The following is a 14,545-nucleotide window of genomic DNA, read 5'->3' as shown; positions in this document are numbered from 1 at the left end:
CGGCCAGTTGGCTCAGAGGCTCTTTGGCCACTGTTGGGCGGCATGTATGACGGTAAGTATTTCGACGGCATCTTCGCTTACGCGATAGGGGACGATATATGGGATATCGGCCAAAACGAGTTCTCGCGTCGCCTTGATGCGTCCAACGCGACCCATAGCCGGCTGTTCGGTAAGCAACTCCGCTGCGGACAAGAGGCGCCCAATGACACGGGCGGCAGCTTCGGGACTGTCTTTCTCGATATGCGCGCCGATTTCGCCAAGCCGACGCAAAGCCCGCTTGGTCCAACGGATTGTCTTGCGGCTCATGGATCAGCCGGCGGGCTTGACGTATTTCCCGATCACGGCGGCCAACTCTTGTTCGCTGGCGAACTCACCGCGCTCGGCCTCGGCCAATCCGGCCTCTATCTCAGCGAGTTGCCACTCTTGACGAGCTACAAAGTCTTCGATGGCCTTGGCGGCCACATAAGAGCGCGAGCGATCGAGCTTTTCGGCAAGTTGGTCGAGCCTGTTTGTCGTGTCGTCGGGGAGGCGTACGGTGAAAGCCGTCATGGTTTCGATCCACTTGGTTCATTGTGATTGTGAGTGAACCAAGGTGGATCGTCAAGTCACACCCAAGGACTCTGGTCGCTTCGCGCTGTTTACTGTCAGGAAAACAAGCGGGGAGCGCATTGAAAAAGGGCGGGCGCCAAGCGCCTGCCCTCCAATTTAAGTCTTGTCCCTATGCGGCAGCCGCGACACCCTGGCTGGCTGCCACCACGGCATCGACCTTGGCGGTCGCCTTGGCGAGCGCTGCGGTCACCGCGTCAGGACCCATGCCGACGCCTTCGATACGGATGACATCGACATCGGTCATGCCGAGGAAGCCGAGCACGCCGCGCAGGTAGGGAATGGCGTGATCGAACTGCACGGCCGCACCTTCGGAATAGATGCCGCCCGAAGCCAGCACGATATAGACCTTCTTGCCGGTGACGAGACCCTTGGGGCCGTTCTCGCCATAGGAAAAGCTCTTGCCGGAACGAGAGATATGATCGACCCAGGACTTCAGCGTTGAGGAGATGTTGAAGTTGATGAAGCCTGTGGCCAGGATCACGGTGTCGGCGGCAAACAGCTCGTCGAGCACGACATCGGAGACGCCGACGACCTCAGCCTGGCGCGCAGTGCGCGCTTCCGCCGGCACGTAGATGCCGCTCGCGTAGTCGGCGTCGATATGAGGGAGCGGATTGGCGACGAGGTCGCGCACGACGAGCGTGTTCGACGGATCGGCGGCGACGAGCTTTTCAGCGAATTCGGTAGCGATGCGGGTCGAATGGGAGGCGGCGCCGCGCGGGCTCGAAGTGATGAGAAGAATGGACATTTTGGGCTCTCCAGCGGTTGGAATGATTTGTCCCGCCAGATATGGGACTTTCGATCCATTCAATAAACTGGTATACTTTCTATACGATCCATCTATAAGTTAGATATCACGATGCAGCCCAATCCGACGCTCGATCAACTTCAGATCTTTGTGACAGTCGCCGAAGCCGGCAGCTTCTCGGCCGCCGGCCGCAGGCTCAACCGGGCACAGTCCGTCATCAGCTACGGCATAGCCAATCTCGAGGCGCAGCTGGGGCTGAAACTGTTCGAGCGCGAGGGTACCCGCGAGCCGCAACTGACCGAGATCGGCCGGGCGATGCTGGAGGATGCGCGGCGCATGATCGGTGTGCTGCAGCGCATCCGCTCGCGCGTCGACGGCCATCATCAAGGGCTCGAGGCTGAAGTCGCGCTGTCGGTCGACGCAGCGTTGCCGTCGCCGGTGCTGGTGCGGGTGCTGAAGGCGTTCGAGGCGCAGTTTCCGACCGTGATGCTGCGCCTGCATATCGGTACGCTCGGCCTGATCCCCGATCATGTCGTCAGCGGGCAGGCCGACCTTGGCATTGGCGGCCTGCTGGGCGATGTCGATGTGCATCTCGTGCGCATCGGCTTCATGTCGATCGTGCTGGCCGCCGCGCCCAGCCATCCGCTGGCCCTGCTGCCGAAGCCGGTGGCGATCGAGGATGCGCGCGAACACACGCAGCTTGTCGTCACCGACCAGTCGGAGCGCACCAAGGGGCGCGACTTCGGCGTCTTCGCCTACCGCACCTGGCGGCTGACGGATGTGCGCACCAAGCATATGCTGATGCGCGAGGGGCTGGGTTGGGGCGGGCTGCCGCGCTGGCTGATAGCAGACGACCTGGCGAGTGGCCGGCTGGTCGAAATCGACCTCGAATCCTTCAGGGAGGTGAGTTCGCCGCTGTTTGCCATGCACCGCAACGATCGCAGCCCGAAGCCCGCGGCGGCCTGGCTGATCGACCAGTTCAAGCGCCAGCTCGGCTGCTTCAACGAGTTCGAACCGGGCGAGGTGCCTGAGGAAGAGACAGGCCATCGATCAGTGCCATGAGCACGGCGCGGTAGTCCTGAGCTGACGCACCGGCCTCGATGGCCAGGGCGGCACGATCGAAGGCGGAGCCGAGCAGCGCGGTCAGCGCGTCGGCCGGCAATCTCGTCATCGTCTGCGCCCGCATCGCCGCGACCAGCCCTTCGCGCAGCGAACGGTTGCCGTGGCGGTTGTCGATCGCGTCCATGACGGCGCGGCCAAGCACGGCCGGGCCGTCGAGCAGCAGCAGCCGCGTGCGGCCGGGCGCGCGCATCGCAGTGAGATAGGCGTCGGAGCCGGCAATGAGCGCGTCGCGGGCATTGAGCGATGGCGGCGAAGCGCGCTCGATCTCCTCAGCCACCGCCATCGCCTCCTGCTCGACCACGGCGGCAAACAGCGCCTGCTTGTCGGCGAAGTGATGGTAAAGCGCGCCGCGCGTGACGCCGGCGGCAGCGACGATCTCCGGCGTGCCGGTCTCGGCATAGGATTTTTCGGTGAACAGCTTTCGTGCCGCGGCAATCAGGTCGGCGCGCGTCGCCTCGGTGCGGTCACGGTTGGAACGACGCGCGGAATCGCGTTGCATACATGCAGCCTGTATGTTAAATGAAGTTACATGCAGACTGTATGTTAATAGACGGGAGAAGGAAAGATGAAGACGACGAGCTATTACCCGGTGCTGATGACCGGCGACGTCGCCGGCACGACGGCGTTCTATATCGAGCATTTTCGCTTCCAGCCGCTATTCGAAAGCGACTGGTATGTGCATCTGCAATCGGTGGAGGACAGAAGAGTCAATCTCGGCATCGTCCAGGGCGATCATGAGACGATCCCGGAAGAGGGGCGCGGCCGCGCGTCGGGCCTGCTGATCAACTTCGAGGTGAGGGACCCGGATGCGGTCTATGAACGGATCGTCGCGGCCGGGCTGCCGATCCTGCGCTCTCTACGCGACGAACCCTTCGGCCAGCGCCATTTCATCACGCGGGATCCCAATGGCGTGCTGATCGACGTGATCAAGCCGATTCCGCCGAGCGAGGCGTTTCTGGCGCAGTACGCGGAGGGGGCGGTGGGCACCTGAACGATGTTTTCGTGTTGGCTGTTTCCTACGCAATTTATGATCATCCGGTAATGCCAAGCCGAGAAAGGTTTGATTTCTGAGCAGATGTGCGATGCAATCATGCGAGTGCAGGTGGCGAGCGGACCATTGAATGACCGAAGATCTTGTCGATCGAATTTATGAAGCGGCGTTCGTCCCCGATTTATGGCCAGACGTCTTCGACAGGTTGAGCGAACTGTCGAACTCGGCCGGAGGCGGTATGGGTTTATTCGATGATCGGCTGGACCCGATGCTCATCGCGTCGGACCTGGTCCGGCCGATACTGGAGGGCATCTCTGCGGAAGGCGGGTTCAAGAGCAGCAGTGTCTCCCAACTCCTGCTGACGCTGCCCCCACCCTCGGAATTCGTCTACGACGCGGATTACTTCCCCAAGGAGGCGCTCGAGAACAATCGGACGCGGCTCGACCGGACGCTGCCATTGGGAATCGGTGGCGAAGTCGGTACGTTCATATCCCTGCCTACAGGCGAAGTTCTGTTGTTTACGATGGAGCGTTGGCTGACCAATGATCGGCCATCCCGAGACGAATTGGACCAGCTCAACCGCATGAGGCCACATTTGGCGCGCGCCGGCCTGATTGGTGCGCGCCTGCGGCTGGAACGAGCGCGCGCTACGACTACGGCGCTTGCGGCGATCGGCCTGCCGGCCGCGGTGATGACGAGCAGGGGACGCGTTCTGGCGACCAATCAACTGCTTGACGCTCTGCCCCTTGTGTTCGTGCCGACGGCCCGTGATGGGCTCGCCCTTGCCGATGCCAAGGCAAACAAGTTGTTTCAGCAGGCGATTGCAAGCGGGACTGGTGACGCTGCGTCGGGTCGCTCCGTGCCCATAGCGCCAAGCGAGAATAGCGAGGCCATGATCGTTCACCTCATCCCTCTTCGCCGTCTGGCGCACGAACTTCTCTCAGGCGCCGACATACTGATCGCAGCCACGGCTCTCAACCCGACGAATCTGGTGCCTTCGCCGACCATCCTGACGGGCCTTTTCGACCTCTCGCCGGCCGAGGCGCGATTGGCAGCGGCATTGGCATCGGGGGATAGCCTTGGTGTGGCGGCGACAAGCGCCAACATCACCTATCGCACGGCCAGCACGTATCTTGGTCGTATCTTCGACAAGACAGGCACGCATCATCAGGCGCAACTCGTAGCTCTCCTGAAGGGAGCCTATGTCCCCGTTGCTCCCTCGAAGGGGGAGTGAGCAACGGCGGCCTTAAAGTCTTCGTTGTCCCAGAACCGCGGCACACTTCTGGGCGACATGCACTAGCTTCGCGCCACCGGCGTCACCGTCACCTGGCTGACGCCGGTGCGGCGCACCACGGTGCATTGTGTCTCGCGGCCGATGCGCTCGGCGTCGAGCACGCGCACCAGGTCGTCGACGCCGGTGACCGGGCGGCCGTCTATTGCGGCGATGATGTCGCCCTCCTTCAAGCCGGCCTTGGCCGCCGGGCCATCCTTCTCGACGCTGCGCAGCCGCACCGCTGTATTCGTCGACACTTGCGACAGGAGCGCGGCGCGTCGCGGCAGATTGACGGTGTCGGCCGAGACGCCGATGAAGGCCCGGCGCACGCGGCCGAAGCGGATGATCTCGGAAATGACGAAATTGGCGGTGTTGGAGGCAACCGCGAAGGCGATGCCTTGTGCGCCATGGATCATAGCGGTGTTGACGCCGATGACCTCGCCGGCCGACGATACCAGCGGTCCGCCGGAATTGCCGGGATTGAGCGCTGCGTCGGTCTGGATAACGTCGTCGATCAGCCGGCCGGTGGAGGCGCGCATCGAGCGGCCGAGCGCGGAGACGACGCCGGAGGTGACGGTCCATTCGAAACCGAGCGGGTTGCCGATTGCAATGGCGATCTGGCCGCGCCGCAGCCGCTTGGAATCGCCCAGCGGTGCGACGTCGGCAAAGCTGCCGTCGGCGCGCACCAGCGCGATGTCGGTGTCGGGATCGCGGCCAAGAACACGACCCTCTCTCGAGGCGCCGTCCGGCATCGAGACGCGCACTGTCCTGGCATCGCCGACGACATGGAAGTTGGTGACCACCAGCCCGTCCGGCGCAATGACGAAGCCGGAGCCATGGCCGCCCTGACCGCCAACGCGCTCGATGCGGCAGACGGCCGGACCAATGCGGTCGACCGCGTCGGCAACCGTCGTCGAATAGGCGTCGAGCAGCGTATCATCGGTTTGGAATTTGGCGGCGGCGAGGGCCATGGGAGGGCTCCGTGTGTTCAGGCTTGATCGTGACTATATGTGCGGAGCGGCTGGAACCGCAGCGACCTGACCAGATGGCCAGTCAAACCGGCAACTAGCCGTCAGGCGAGTACCCGCGGACGCGCTGTCGAGCGATATCTGGGGCATGGATGAACCCAGGAGACCATTATGAGCGATTTCAATCTGAGCGCGTTTTCGCAAGCCGTCGCCGATCTCGCCGCCAAGGCCGCGCCGGCGACGGCTGGCTTCGCCACGCATCATCACCGCACGGCAAGCGCCTTCCACTGGCGTGACGGCTATTTCGTCACCGCTGAAGAGGCTGTCGAGGCCGGCGAGGAGATCGAACTGGTGTTGGCCTCGGGGGAAACGGTGAAGGCCGAGCTGGTTGGCCGCGATCCATCGACCGGCGTCGCCTTGCTGAAGCCCGCCGGGGCTGTCAACGCCGTGCCGTTGGCCAAGGCTGACGCGGTGCGGCCGGGCAACATCGCCATTGCCATCGGCAGCAGTGACGGTTCCGCTTTGGCTGTTTCGGGCTCGGTGGGCGAAGTCGGCCCGGCCTGGCGCTCGATGCGCGGCGGCACCATCGACCGGCGCATCAATCTTGCCGTCGGCGCCGGCGGCCGTTTCGAGGGCGGCCCGGTTCTCGACGCCAAGGGTGCGCTGATCGGCATGCTGTTGTTCGGACCGCGCCACAGGGCGCTGGTGATGCCGTACGAGACGATCGAGCGGGCGGTCGCGACCCTCCGTGAGAAAGGCCATGTCGCGCGCGGCTATCTCGGCGCCGGCCTGCATCCGGTACGCGACCGCGACGCGCACGGCGCGATGGTGATGAGTCTCGATGACGACGGTCCCGCGAAGGCCGCCGGTCTCTCTCTTGGCGATATCATCGTGGCGTGGAACGGTGAGGCGGTGCACGGCCCGCGGGACCTGATCCGCAGGCTCGGACCCGACAGTGCCGGCGCTTCGGTTACGCTCGGTGTCGTGCGCGGCGGCGAACAGCGCGATGTCGCGCTGACAATCGGCGAAAAGCCGCTGAGCTGAGGGCATCCATGGACACGCTCACCAGCGACAGGATCATGCATGACGGTGCCGTCTCGCGGCGGCTGGTGGTGCTGATTGCGCTTGGCGATGTGTCACGCGCCGAGCGCCTGGCGGCCTCGCTGGCCGCGAGCGATGACCTGCTGCCGGTCGTGGCCGGCGGTGGAAGAGCCGACGTCGCCATCGTTGACGACAGCATTGCTGATGGCGTGCCGGCCCTCATTCCACGGGTGCTGCTGACCGGACGCGCTGGCGGCGAGCGGCCCGCCGGTGAGGTGCTGGCCGTGATGTCCGCTGGCGCGGACGATTTGTTGATCGCCGCGGCGGCGCGGCTGGCCGCGGCCGGCTATCGCGTCTCGGGCGAGCGTGGAAGCGGACGCGATGAGGATTTCCGTGCCGGCGATGGCGAGCCGTTCGAGGAGGAGGCCTCCGACGAGCATGCCACCCGGCCTTCGCTGTCGCCACGCGAGGCGGAAGTGTTGGCGCTGCTGGCCGAGGGTGCGCCCAACAAGGTGATCGCGCGGCGGCTCAACATTTCCGTGCACACGGCGAAGTTCCACGTCGCCGCGATCCTGATCAAGCTCGGCGCCGCCAACCGCACCGACGCGATCGCCATTGCGATGCGGCAGGGGCTGGTGCTGGTTTAGTCGTAAACCCTACGCTGCGTAACGCGGTGTCCAGCGTGTCGGGTCTTGCGCTGGGGTCGCCCGCCGCGCAAAGGTTTGCGCCTGTTGTGTTGCAAGGGAGGCGCAAGGAAATGTCGCTCAAGGGAAAGACGCTGTTCATCTCCGGCGGGTCGCGCGGCATCGGGCTGGCGATCGCGTTGCGCGCGGCGCGCGACGGCGCCAATGTGACGATCGCGGCCAAGACCGCCGAGCCGCATCCGAAGCTGCCGGGCACGATTTATAGCGCTGCCGAAGAGATCGAGCAGGCTGGCGGCAAGGCGCTGCCTGTTTTGTGCGACATCCGCGAGGAGGCGCAGGTGGCCGAGGCGGTCGCCAGGACCGTGGAAAAATTCGGCGGCATCGACATCTGCGTCAACAATGCCAGCGCCATCCAACTCACCGGCACGCTCGAGACCGACATGAAACGCTACGATCTGATGCATCAGATCAACACGCGCGGTACCTTCCTGGTCTCGAAAATGTGCATTCCTCACCTGAAGTTGGCGCAAAATCCTCACATCCTGAATCTGGCGCCGCCGCTCGACATGAAGGCCAAGTGGTTCAGGAATCACGTCGCCTACACGATGGCCAAGTTCGGCATGTCGATGTGCACGCTGGGCATGAGTGCGGAGTTCGCCAAGGACGGCATCGCCGTCAATTCACTGTGGCCGATCTCGACCATCGACACGGCGGCGGTGCGCAATCTGCTCGGCGGCGCGACGGTGGCGGCGATGAGCCGTTTGCCCGACATCATGGCCGACGCCGCGCATGCCATCTTCATGCGCCCGGCGCGCGAGACAACAGGTAATTTCTACATCGACGAGGAGGTGCTGCGCGCCGAGGGCGTCAGCGACTTTTCAGCCTATGCGCCAGGTGCGACAGGGCCTCTGGCCGGTGACTTTTTTGTCCCTGACGAGGTGTTTGCCCGCACGGACAGCAAGATCAAGAGCATCTACTAGATCCGCGTCATTGTGAGCGTCGAGCTAAGCCGTCCGCCGTGGCTGAGCCACGGCAAAGCCTAGTTCAAACAAAGCGATAGTGCGCAAACCCTGCCGGGGTGATTCAAGGTCCGGCAGGCGCTTGCTTACGCCTCATCCTTCTTGCCTTTGCCGAGGCCCATCAGCCGGTCGATATAGGCGAGCATGAGGGCCGAGACGACGAAGGCGAGATGGATGATGGTCAGCCACATCAGCTGGTCGGTCGTGTAGGTCGACGAGTTCAAAAACACCTGCAAAAGGTGGATGGACGAGATGGCGACGATGGTCGAGGCAACCTTGACCTTCAGCGAGCCGACATCGATGGTGCCCAGCCAGTGCACGCCACCCTCCTGGTCGTCGAAGCGGCTGACGAAGTTCTCGTAGCCCGAGATGATGACCATCACCACCAGCGAGGCAACCAGTGCGGCATCGATCAGGCCGAGCATCTTGAGGATGGTGTCGGTGTCACCGAGCGTGAACGCCAGGGTAATGAACTCATAAAGCTTCTTGCCGAATGACAGCGCATAGACGGCCAATGCCAGGGCCAGGCCGATATAGAAAACGACGAGCAACCAGCGTGAAGCGAGAATGATCGATTCGATGGCGAGTTCGAGACGCTTCATGGGATGATTCCGGCTGGTTATCTCTCAGACAATGGCCGTATTCGGCCAGGCCGCCACCGTTTGCAAGACAAAAAACCCCGCCGAACAAGGTCCGGCGGGGTTCAATGCGTCCCGCTGGAGTCGGGACGGGGCAGGGAACGCCCAGCCCCGAATCTGGGGTGGCTGGGCCCGCGATTCAATGAGCCGTGTCTAATGCCCGTACAATTCTTGTTGAACCCGTCACATCCATCCATCCCCGGCGGTGCCGGGGATGGATGTTTCTCGTGCCGATTCCACAAACCGGGTCATGGTTTTGAAATCATGACCTAATTGTTGCTGGCCACAGGTGCCACCAGCGAGGTGATGCGGCGAATGCCGACGCGCCGGTTCTCGCGGTTCGGCGCCGACGTATTGACCTTCAGATACTCCTCGCCATAGCCCTGTGTCGTCAGGTTCTCCGGCGGGATGCCGAAGGCGTTGGTCAAGGCCTCGGCCACCGATTCTGCGCGGCGATCGGAAAGAGCCAGGTTAGCCTCCGGTGTGCCGACGGCGTCGGTGTGACCTTCGATCAGGAAGGTCTCGGCAGGGTTCTTCTTCAACAGCTTCTCCATGGCCGTCGCGACGCCCTCGAGCTTCTGCACCTCGGTGTCGGAGATCGAGGCCGAGCCGAATTCGAAGTTGAGCGTGTCGAGATCGACGCGCCGTGCGATGTCGCGCACGCGGGCCGAACGTTTGACCTCGTCGATCGAGTAGAGGCGCTGGACCTTCTCCACCGGTGGCTGTTCGAGGAAGGTGTAGTAGTCGTCCGGATCTTCGACATCCTCGGAGTCCAGAATGTACTCCTCGCGCGGGATTGTCAGCCGCATCGGCGGCAGATCATCGCCGGGATCGCGCCAGTCGCTGTCGTCCTCATAGTGCCGCTCATCGACATAGCTCAGCACATATTCGCGTCCATCCGGCGCAATGCGCGAACGCTGGATCACGTCGCCATAGCGGTTGCGGATGGTGACGATCTGGACACCGTTGTCACGCTCGACGATTTCCCGGGTGCGGTCGCCCGACAGATCCTCATAGTAGACGTTCCTGGCGCCGCGGGTCATGCGCGGGGCGTCATTGCTCTCGACGAATGTCTGGTTGTTGAACTGCAGGATGACGCGGTCGCCGAGTTCCCTGACGACGTCGACGCCTTTCGGACGCCGGCGGTCACGGACGTTCTCATCGGGCGCACGCTCTACGCGCGTGCCCTTTTCCTCGGTCACCGGCGCGATCTTCTCGGGCTTGATCTCCTGTTGTGCGGCCCTGTCGTCGGTGGGCGGCGGACCTTGGTCGATGGGAGCAGCCACCGGCTTGCGGCCCTGATCGCCACCTTGCTGGGCATTTTGCCCGCCATTCTGCTGCTCGCCATCTTGGGGGACGATCTTGTCGCCCTGCTTGCGGCCGCCCCTGCGCTCGGCGTCCTTCTGGCTGTCCAGGATGGGAGCGGCGTTTGGATCGGCCGGTGCTTCGCCTTGCACCGGGTTTTCGCCCTGTGCCGGTGCTGCCGTCTGACCATTGGCCGGTTGTTCGCCGGTGGCTGGCTGTTCGGCTGTGGCCGGCTGCTCGCCAACAGGTTTCCTGACACGCTTCTTCGTCGTGTCCTGGGGCTGCTCGCCCTGGGCCGCGGGCTGTTCGCCGGCAGGGGCCGTCGCCTCTCCAGCGGGAGCCTCTTTCGGTGCCGGGGCGACTTCAGGTTGGGCCTGCTGGTCCTGCCTGTTCTTCTTGCGCGGCTTGGTCTGCTCGCCGGGCTGGTTGTCGTTGGCTGGTTCCGCCTGGTTGGCCGGCGCCTGCTCGGTTTGCTGCTGCTGGTCGCGCTTCTTCCTGCGTGGCTGCTGTTCCTCGGCTGGCGCTGCCTGTTCGGCCGGCGCCTGCTCGGTCTGCTGCTGCTGGTCGCGCTTCTTCCTGCGCGGCTGCTGTTCCTCGGCTGGCGCGGCCTGTTCGGCCGGCGCCTGCTCGGTTTGCTGCTGCTGGTCGCGCTTCTTCCTGCGCGGCTGCTGTTCCTCGGCCGGAGCGGCCTGTTCGGCCGGCGCCTGCTCAGCCTGCTGCTGCTGGTCGCGCTTCTTCCGGCGTGGCTGCTGCTCCTCGGCGGGCTGTTCGCTCTGGGCAGGCGCGGCCTGCTGTTCAGGCTCGGCCTTCTTGCGCTCGCGCTTCTGTTCGGGTTCCGCCTGCTGCTGTTGTGCGCAGGCTTCGCCTTCGGCGCATGCTGCTTGCGCCAGGATGAATGGGGCTGCCGTGCGCTGGGCAAGGCCGGACGCGACACTTCCCTGAAGCGGGAACGCGCCCAACGGCGCGGATGCCATAAGCAGGCCGAGTGCCGTGCCTGCCAGAATCCGTGGTTGGCGTTTCATCGAAATTCTCCTTGTGGGGTCCCATCCTTGCCGAAACCGATCTTGTGCCGATTGGTTCCAGTCTGGCACGGATAGAGGCCGTACGGGGCGATTGACCGACCTTTTGAAGGCAACTTCATGTCATTCACCTGGCGATAGCCGCAATTGCGACCATTGCCGCGCTTGACCTTGCCCGCGGCTGGGGCCACATCCCGGAAATGGAAACGCCATTCTGGAAAACCAAGGCGCTGGAGGCGATGAGCCCGGCCGAGTGGGAATCGCTGTGCGACGGCTGCGGTAAATGCTGCCTTTCGAAGCTTGAGGACGAGGACACCGGCGAGATATACTGGACCAGCGTCGGCTGTCGGCTGTTCGATGCCGAGACCTGCCGCTGTTCGGACTACGTCAACCGGCTGGCGCGCGTTCCCGACTGCGTCGGGCTGACGCCACAGAATGTGCGAACCATCAGCTGGCTGCCCAGCACCTGCGCCTATCGGCTGGTGGCCGAGGGCTGCGACCTCTACTGGTGGCACCGGCTGGTGTCGGGCAGCGCCGAGACCGTGCATGAAGCCGGCATCTCGATGCGCGGCCGGGTCAAGGCGAGCGAAACCGATCTTGCCGAGCCGGAAGACTATTTTGACTATGTACTGGACGAGGAGCCGTAGGACCAGCGGCGGTGAGCAAGAGCCTCGCGTTTGAAGACATTCGGCCAATCCGCGGGGTCGGAACCGGGCGCCGAGTCAGGCGTTCTGGCCTTCACCGAGGGCTGGGGACGATGGCGAATGGCGGGAACTTTCCTTTTCCCGCCATATGAACCGGAGATGAACGGCAGGTTCGTAAAGAGTTCAGACAGGCAGGCGCATTCTCCCCTCATCGGTTCACAAGGGGCGAAGGCCCGCAAAAAGGAGAGAAGACGATGTTCAACACGATCAAGACGGCAGCCCTTTCGGCCCTGGTCGGTCTCGGCACGCTGGCGGCCGTTCCCGCTCACGCCGACAGCCTCTATCTCGGCTTCGGCAACAACAACGACCCGCGTTTTGGCGTCTATACCGGTGACGACGGTTATCGCCATCGCCGTGACGAGCGCCGTGGCAACTGGCGCCGTGGCTGCTCGCCGGACCGCGCCCTCGACAAGGCCGAACGCATGGGCCTCCACCGCGTCCGGATCGTCGACGTCAGCCGTCGTACGGTGAAAGTGGCGGGCCGCCAGGATGGCGACCGCGTCGTCGTCGTGTTCGCCAATGAGCGCGGCTGCCCGGTCATCTATCGCTAAGCTTGGGTTTGGCGGACCCTAGAGGCTGATCTTCTGCGAAGATCAGCCGGGAGACGCGATCTTCTGCGAAGATTGGTCTGGACTAGCCGAGCCCTTTTCCGTTTGAAGGGTGTGGCTCGAAAAAACCCGCGGGAGCAATCCCGCGGGTTTTTCATGCACGCCATTGGTTGATGATTGCCGTGGCCAGGCTCAGCCACGGATCGTCAGAGCCGCTTATTTCAGTTCGAAGGTGACGGTGACCTGCACATTGTAGGCGTTCTCACCGGCCTGTACCGGAGCCGCGCCGGCCGCGGCATCGAAGGCTTTGGCATTGATCGGCATCGGCGCCGGCCTGATGTTCTGGTCTGTGATCTCGAGCACCCGGCCCAGGCTGACGCCGGCGGCTTCGGCCAGCGTCTTGGCCTTGGCCATGGCGTCGGCGACCGCCTTCTTGCGCGCCTCGGTGACCGTGGCTGCCGGGTTGTCATTGGTGAAGGCAATGCCGCCGCCCTGATTGACGCCCAGCGACACCGCCTTGTCGAGGACCTCGCCTGTCTTGTCGACGTCGCGCACCCGCACCGAAAGCGTGTTGGTCACCTGGTAGGCGACGAGTTCGGCTTCCTGACTGCCGTCCGGCTTGTTGGTGTAGTTGTAGCGCGGGTTGATCTGGATGCCAGCGGTCTGCAGATCGCGGTCCTTGATGCCGGCGGACTTCATCGCCGCGATCACGGCGGCCATGGCGTCATTGTTGGCATCGAGCGCGGCGCGCGCGGTTTTGGCCTCGCGCATGACGCTCAGCGTCAGGACCGCCAGATCGGGGGCTACGATTGCTTCGCCTTCGCCCGACACGATGATGCGGGGCGGCGTCGGCAGATCGGCGGCTCCAGCCATCGCCGGAAAAGCGATTGCAGTGGCGAGCGCGAGAGGCAAAAGATGTCTGGTCATGAAAATCTCCTTGGTCTGCGATCAAGTCGCAAGGGGTCGCGTAGAGCGCGATTATGGGTTGATTTGGGCGATCTGCGGAAGCCCGTCGGGAAAGCCTTGTGCCGCGATGCGAAAAACATTAATCCAGCCCGCGTGGGGCCTGTAGCTCAATGGTTAGAGCCGGCGGCTCATAACCGCTTGGTTGGGGGTTCGAGTCCCTCCGGGCCCACCATTATCGCTATTTATCAATAAGTTGTCGTGTTTTATTTGCCTCGGCTAGCCAAATCAGGTTGGCGAATCCGCCGATCTCATTGAATTAATTGATTTATAATGGGCTCCCGAGGACTGCCGATCAAACTGCTTTACAACATAGGGCGGCGCGAAAGGAATCGAACTGCCCGCAATGCGCTCGTTCCATCCGTTTCGGGCGGGTGCAGTCCTTCGGCGCGATAGCGGGCTAACTCTCAGCAAATATGTGCGCCGTGCTCCCGGGCTGACCGAGCCTCCAGATGCGGGCTATGCAGCGACGCATCTCGTCAGCGGTGGCCCCGCCTCGAAATTCGGCAAGACGTATGGCCTTGGCTTCCAGTTCCTGTTTCGAAAGGGTGTTGCCGGGATCTCCCTTGGGCTCGTCGACGCGGGCATTGAATTTGCGGCCGTCAACCGTCGTGACGCTCACCCTGCCGACCCACTGCTTGGGATAAAGGGTGTCGACCTCGGCGTCGAGTTCCATCCGCACCTTCGCGCGGAAACGGGCGACGCGGGTGTCGGCAAGTGCATGGTGTTCGAAAGCATCGAGGTCGGCGACGCCGTGAACGGCGATCAGCCCCAAAACCGTGCCCATGGAGAACTTCGCCTGGTGGACGGTTTGCGGAGTGACCACTGCGCCCAGGACATCGATGGCTCCCTGATGGACATGGGTCACCACGCCGGTGATGTCGTCCGGACCGAGCCCTTCGCGGCGCATGAGAGACTGCAGCGCGTCGGCGGCCGGATGGGTGTGCCGGCAGGCG

17 protein-coding genes and 1 tRNA gene are annotated in these 14,545 nt (G+C 63.6%); 9 read left to right on the top strand and 9 right to left on the bottom strand.

Going from position 1 to position 14,545, the window contains the following annotated elements; genetic code table 11:
• Positions 1 to 12: 12 nt before the first annotated feature.
• From NP945_RS26285 to NP945_RS26275, 3 genes are all read right to left on the bottom strand, one after another.
• Entirely contained in the window at positions 13 to 306 is a 294-nt protein-coding gene (locus NP945_RS26285) for a type II toxin-antitoxin system RelE/ParE family toxin (RefSeq protein ID WP_256747969.1), read from the bottom strand.
• Positions 307 to 309: 3 nt separating this feature from the next.
• Positions 310 to 549 carry a CopG family ribbon-helix-helix protein gene (locus NP945_RS26280; protein ID WP_127256140.1) on the bottom strand — a complete coding sequence of 80 codons (240 nt, stop codon included), beginning with the start codon at positions 547 to 549 and terminating at the stop codon, positions 310 to 312.
• Positions 550 to 718: 169 nt separating this feature from the next.
• A complete protein-coding gene (locus NP945_RS26275) occupies positions 719 to 1,354 on the bottom strand; it encodes an FMN-dependent NADH-azoreductase (protein WP_127268106.1) in 636 nt (211 codons plus the stop codon).
• Between the two features lie 111 nt (positions 1,355 to 1,465).
• On the opposite strand from NP945_RS26275, the gene NP945_RS26270 reads away from it, so the two are divergent.
• Entirely contained in the window at positions 1,466 to 2,416 is a 951-nt protein-coding gene (locus tag NP945_RS26270) for a LysR family transcriptional regulator (protein ID WP_127326301.1), read from the top strand.
• Here the strand turns inward: NP945_RS26270 and NP945_RS26265 are convergent.
• Entirely contained in the window at positions 2,355 to 2,975 is a 621-nt protein-coding gene (locus NP945_RS26265; RefSeq protein ID WP_127270137.1) for a TetR/AcrR family transcriptional regulator, read from the bottom strand. The two genes, NP945_RS26270 and NP945_RS26265, sit on opposite strands and share 62 nt — an antisense overlap.
• Before the next feature lie 66 nt (positions 2,976 to 3,041).
• Between NP945_RS26265 and NP945_RS26260 the strand changes: the two genes are divergently transcribed.
• Together NP945_RS26260 and NP945_RS26255 are read left to right on the top strand one after the other, a co-directional pair.
• Positions 3,042 to 3,467 carry a VOC family protein gene (locus NP945_RS26260; protein WP_127270139.1) on the top strand — a complete coding sequence of 142 codons (426 nt, stop codon included), beginning with the start codon at positions 3,042 to 3,044 and terminating at the stop codon, positions 3,465 to 3,467.
• A 130-nt stretch (positions 3,468 to 3,597) separates the two neighbouring features.
• Positions 3,598 to 4,701 (top strand): helix-turn-helix transcriptional regulator, encoded by a 1,104-nt coding sequence (locus NP945_RS26255; RefSeq protein WP_128307549.1) that lies wholly within the window; start codon positions 3,598 to 3,600, stop codon positions 4,699 to 4,701.
• 62 nt (positions 4,702 to 4,763) lie between these two features.
• Here the strand turns inward: NP945_RS26255 and NP945_RS26250 are convergent, their stop codons facing one another.
• Positions 4,764 to 5,711 (bottom strand): S1C family serine protease, encoded by a 948-nt coding sequence (locus NP945_RS26250; RefSeq protein ID WP_127318378.1) that lies wholly within the window; start codon positions 5,709 to 5,711, stop codon positions 4,764 to 4,766.
• A 168-nt stretch (positions 5,712 to 5,879) separates the two neighbouring features.
• Here NP945_RS26250 and NP945_RS26245 point away from each other — a divergent pair, with 168 nt between their 5' ends.
• The 3 genes from NP945_RS26245 to NP945_RS26235 all read left to right on the top strand — a co-directional run bounded on the left by NP945_RS26245 (position 5,880) and on the right by NP945_RS26235 (position 8,373).
• Complete coding sequence (locus tag NP945_RS26245; RefSeq protein ID WP_256747968.1) at positions 5,880 to 6,752, top strand: S1C family serine protease; 873 nt, start codon at positions 5,880 to 5,882, stop codon at positions 6,750 to 6,752.
• A gap of 8 nt (positions 6,753 to 6,760) precedes the next feature.
• The gene (locus tag NP945_RS26240) at positions 6,761 to 7,396 is read left to right on the top strand and encodes a helix-turn-helix transcriptional regulator (protein WP_256747967.1); all 636 of its coding nucleotides are present in this window, start codon (positions 6,761 to 6,763) and stop codon (positions 7,394 to 7,396) included.
• Between the two features lie 110 nt (positions 7,397 to 7,506).
• A complete protein-coding gene (locus NP945_RS26235) occupies positions 7,507 to 8,373 on the top strand; it encodes an NAD(P)-dependent oxidoreductase (RefSeq protein ID WP_127326308.1) in 867 nt (288 codons plus the stop codon).
• Between the two features lie 125 nt (positions 8,374 to 8,498).
• On the opposite strand, the gene NP945_RS26230 is transcribed toward NP945_RS26235, so the two are convergent.
• Together NP945_RS26230 and NP945_RS26225 are read right to left on the bottom strand one after the other, a co-directional pair.
• Positions 8,499 to 9,014, bottom strand: coding sequence for a TIGR00645 family protein (locus NP945_RS26230; protein ID WP_127269030.1), 516 nt, complete (start codon positions 9,012 to 9,014; stop codon positions 8,499 to 8,501).
• Positions 9,015 to 9,319: 305 nt separating this feature from the next.
• Entirely contained in the window at positions 9,320 to 11,377 is a 2,058-nt protein-coding gene (locus tag NP945_RS26225; protein ID WP_256747966.1) for an OmpA family protein, read from the bottom strand.
• 197 nt (positions 11,378 to 11,574) lie between these two features.
• On the opposite strand from NP945_RS26225, the gene NP945_RS26220 reads away from it, so the two are divergent.
• Both NP945_RS26220 and NP945_RS26215 read left to right on the top strand, forming a co-directional pair.
• Positions 11,575 to 12,021 carry a YcgN family cysteine cluster protein gene (locus tag NP945_RS26220; RefSeq protein WP_127269028.1) on the top strand — a complete coding sequence of 149 codons (447 nt, stop codon included), beginning with the start codon at positions 11,575 to 11,577 and terminating at the stop codon, positions 12,019 to 12,021.
• 251 nt (positions 12,022 to 12,272) lie between these two features.
• A complete protein-coding gene (locus tag NP945_RS26215) occupies positions 12,273 to 12,629 on the top strand; it encodes a hypothetical protein (RefSeq protein ID WP_127269289.1) in 357 nt (118 codons plus the stop codon).
• A gap of 213 nt (positions 12,630 to 12,842) precedes the next feature.
• Here the strand turns inward: NP945_RS26215 and NP945_RS26210 are convergent, their stop codons facing one another.
• Entirely contained in the window at positions 12,843 to 13,553 is a 711-nt protein-coding gene (locus NP945_RS26210) for an SIMPL domain-containing protein (protein ID WP_256747965.1), read from the bottom strand.
• A 135-nt stretch (positions 13,554 to 13,688) separates the two neighbouring features.
• On the opposite strand from NP945_RS26210, the gene NP945_RS26205 reads away from it, so the two are divergent.
• Positions 13,689 to 13,764, top strand: a tRNA-Ile gene (locus NP945_RS26205).
• 225 nt (positions 13,765 to 13,989) lie between these two features.
• Here NP945_RS26205 and NP945_RS26200 read toward each other — a convergent pair.
• Positions 13,990 to 14,499: an MmgE/PrpD family protein gene (locus tag NP945_RS26200; protein WP_256747964.1), complete on the bottom strand. Its 510-nt coding sequence runs from the start codon at positions 14,497 to 14,499 to the stop codon at positions 13,990 to 13,992.
• Between the last annotated feature and the right edge of the window lie 46 nt (positions 14,500 to 14,545).

The organism is Mesorhizobium sp. LMG17149 (assembly GCF_024518695.1).
Lineage (GTDB): Bacteria > Pseudomonadota > Alphaproteobacteria > Rhizobiales > Rhizobiaceae > Mesorhizobium.
Note: the sequence above shows the minus strand (reverse complement) of the source record. Positions and strands in the feature narration are given on the sequence as shown.